Below are 2,922 nucleotides of genomic sequence, written 5' to 3' on the forward strand. Positions count from 1 at the left end.
AGGCCGGTGAGTGGTTCCGGCGGGGTCGTCTGCTCATGGTCTCTCCTGATTCGCGGGGCCTATCGTGCCCGCCGTCAGGCAGAAACTCCACTTAGCGTCCTGTGCAGATTTCCGGGACCGGCTCTCACCCACTTGACCGGAAATGTCCGATTCCACACTGGCACGTACTCCTCAAATTGACCGATACTCCTCCAGGCTGCGAAATTGCAAACATGAATTCCCTGAAACTGATTTGGCTCCTAGCGGGAATAGGCCTCGCCATTACTCTCGACCTGCCGGGTAAATACGCGTTTGCAAGCCCAAGTGCCGAGACTGCTAGGAAGTGCATGCGCTATTCCTATCTTGTTTATCCATACAAGCGGCCGGGATCAGTCCGCGGAAGCGGAGATCGTCACGCATACTTCAGGGAATGTATGGCGAAGGATGGTAACGTCCCGGAGCCACTACCGCCGAACGGGTGAGTGCGCTGTTGCCATGTGCAACTTGCGGCTCCCAATGGATACCCTTTACTTCGCGTTGCTATCGTCGATCTTGCCCCCGTTAGCAACGCACTTGTTGAAAAAGGCTTGTTGATCGCGGCCGCTTCCCTTTGTGCTTCCAGCTGCTGGGTTGCCGGATTCGCGGGGCGGAAACTGCTTGGCCATGAGTGAGCTGCACTTTCGGGCTACCTCGGCGGTGACGGCCAGTGCTGGAATTCCGGTCGCAGCGAGGACAAGGTAAGCCAAGCCCAGCACGACGATTTCGCGTCTTGGTATGAAGGTCACTATCTTCTCCTTGCCGAACAGACAGTCGCTCTTTGAAGCCGCCGACGAATACTTTAGTTTCTTTTGGGGTATTTTGAACACTGAAATAAGGTTGCGGCCAGCCGCCACAGGAGCGCCCAAATCGGCATGAGTTCGCGAGAGCTGCAGGAGCGCGAGGAAGAAGGCGCCAATCAGGCCTCTAACGAGGTTCAATTCGCGCTAGTAATCGCTCGGATAATAGAGACGGTGAAGGCGGACCCTGAGCTTATGCGCCAGGCAGTCTATGATCTAGCGCGCCATAAGCTTCAGGAACAACTCGTTGATTCAGATCCGACAGATGCCCAGCGCGCCGAACGCGCGCTCGAGGCTGCGATCCACGGCGTAGAGGAATTCTCACGGCAGCAAGTCAGCCTGCCCGCACCATCTTCGGTACCGCAGCTGAGTTCGGCTTTGCTGCGTAACCCGCCACTAGGAGACGCTGGTCCCGTTCCATCCGAATCGGGCGTGGGGCTGATCCAGCCGGCCAATGGAGCCGATCGCCATCCCTTGTGGGCTGTCATAACGCGGACCGCTGCGGTCCTGCTGGTCCTTGGAACCGTCTTTATCGTTGTGCTGCAACGCGAACGCCTGATGACGCTGGGACAGCCCCTCCAGGGTCAGAGGGCACAGACAGTTCCCGAGGGAGCAGTCGGGACACCCGCCTCCGCAACGGCCGATACGGCCTTGAACCGGTCCCCACCGCCTCCTTCATTCCCGCGGCCGACCGACTACGGCGTCTATGCGCTCGGAGACGACGCCTTGACCGAACTCCGGCTGCTGCCCGGCCGGCCGCCAGATGCGAGGGTTGCGGTCTCTGCCGCATTCAGACTACCCGGCAAAGTGAGCCTGCCAAACGGACATCCCGAGTTCATTGTCTTTCGGCGAGAAACCGCTAGCAACATTTTGGAGCGTGCCGAGGTGCGCGTGATTGCCAGGATTGCCCGCGAATTCTCGGCTGAGTCGGCAGGCAAGCGGCTCGACGATAACGACGCCTGGGTCATCAGAAATTTCTCTTATCCATACCGGGCGTCTCCCGTGCCAGATAATCCAGAGATGTACAGACTCCACAGCGAGGACCCGACACTGCAGCTTCCACCCGGCCAGTATGCGCTGATCCTCAGGAACCAGTCCTATTACTTCAGCGTCGACGGCGCCATTGTGGATCCTCGGCAGTGCATCGAGCGGGTCATCACCACCAGCGGCACGTTTTATTCAGCCTGCAAGAAACCATGACCTCTAGCCAAGCAATGGATGCAACCTACCTCCAGTGGTGGCGTTAGGTTGATACGGTCCCGTGTGGAGGCTCCTATGAGTGCCGCTAAACTGTTGCTAACCTCTGCTCTGCTTTCGCTTCTGACTGTTCCAGCGTTTGCTCAAGGCACGCAGCAGAATGCGAATGGCCGACAGCAGAGTTATACGTCCCCAAATTACGCGCGGGGTTCGCGTTCACCCGTAGCGACCCAACCTAGCAACAATCCATTCCAGAACCCCATCGGGCAAGGCGCGCCCCCGGCAGCCTCGGCCAATCCCGCTCTCAACAGCAATCGCACCTTTGCGCCTCGCTAGGATTTCTGAACGGGCCTGCGTCGCCACCGACCGCGATTTACTGTGAGACGACGTCTACCTCAATCGACGAGGATCCGCCGATATGCAGCGAGGTTCCCTTGATCGCAATCTTGAAATGGTCGGCCCCCTGCGCGGCCGGGTCCGAAAAATAGCGGAATGAAGGGCCTTGCAAGACGAGGCGGCCCGATTTCGGCGGGTCTACAACCGCGATTGCGTCAATCATGATCGTCGACCAGCGTAGTCCCTGAATGCATTCAGCGCCGGGCTTGATTTTGATCAACCACTGAATGGTGTCTGATCGCAGCTTGAAGGGTTGCGGATGCAGGATGCAGGTGCCACCGGCTGACACCGGTAACGGATAGCACGCAAGAATTTGAACAAACAACGCAACGATTATAAGATTTCGCATAGGCTTCTGGCCCCCAACGGTCCTGCTTGCTTACAGACGAGCTATCGCCAAATTTTGGTGACGGCCGGGCCGGTCAGGCGGCGGCGGTTATGGGCTGACGGTCGGTCGGCTTGGCGATGACCTCGATCCCGTCGTTGAATGTCACACCAAGAACGAGTTTTGGCA

The 2,922-nt window shown here is 58.3% G+C and carries 3 protein-coding genes; 1 reads left to right on the forward strand and 2 read right to left on the reverse strand.

Annotated elements, in window-relative coordinates; translation table 11 throughout:
- Window positions 1–506: 506 nt before the first annotated feature.
- Window positions 507–956, reverse strand: coding sequence for a hypothetical protein (locus QCM77_RS45495; RefSeq protein ID WP_280097087.1), 450 nt, complete (start codon window positions 954–956; stop codon window positions 507–509).
- Between the two features lie 54 nt (window positions 957–1,010).
- Between QCM77_RS45495 and QCM77_RS45500 the strand changes: the two genes are divergently transcribed.
- Window positions 1,011–2,015: a hypothetical protein gene (locus tag QCM77_RS45500; RefSeq protein ID WP_280097088.1), complete on the forward strand. Its 1,005-nt coding sequence runs from the start codon at window positions 1,011–1,013 to the stop codon at window positions 2,013–2,015.
- A gap of 370 nt (window positions 2,016–2,385) precedes the next feature.
- Here QCM77_RS45500 and QCM77_RS45505 read toward each other — a convergent pair whose 3' ends face one another.
- Complete coding sequence (locus QCM77_RS45505) at window positions 2,386–2,757, reverse strand: hypothetical protein (protein WP_280097089.1); 372 nt, start codon at window positions 2,755–2,757, stop codon at window positions 2,386–2,388.
- Window positions 2,758–2,922: the final 165 nt, after the last annotated feature.

It is taken from the genome of Bradyrhizobium nivariense (assembly GCF_029846695.2).
Classification (GTDB): Bacteria; Pseudomonadota; Alphaproteobacteria; order Rhizobiales; family Xanthobacteraceae; genus Bradyrhizobium.

Coding starts and splice junctions, on each gene's coding strand:
- QCM77_RS45500 (WP_280097088.1), top strand. CDS start 1,011: ATGCGCCAGGCAGTCTATGATCTAGCGCGCCATAAGCTTCAGGAACAA.
- QCM77_RS45505 (WP_280097089.1), bottom strand. CDS start 2,757: ATGCGAAATCTTATAATCGTTGCGTTGTTTGTTCAAATTCTTGCGTGC.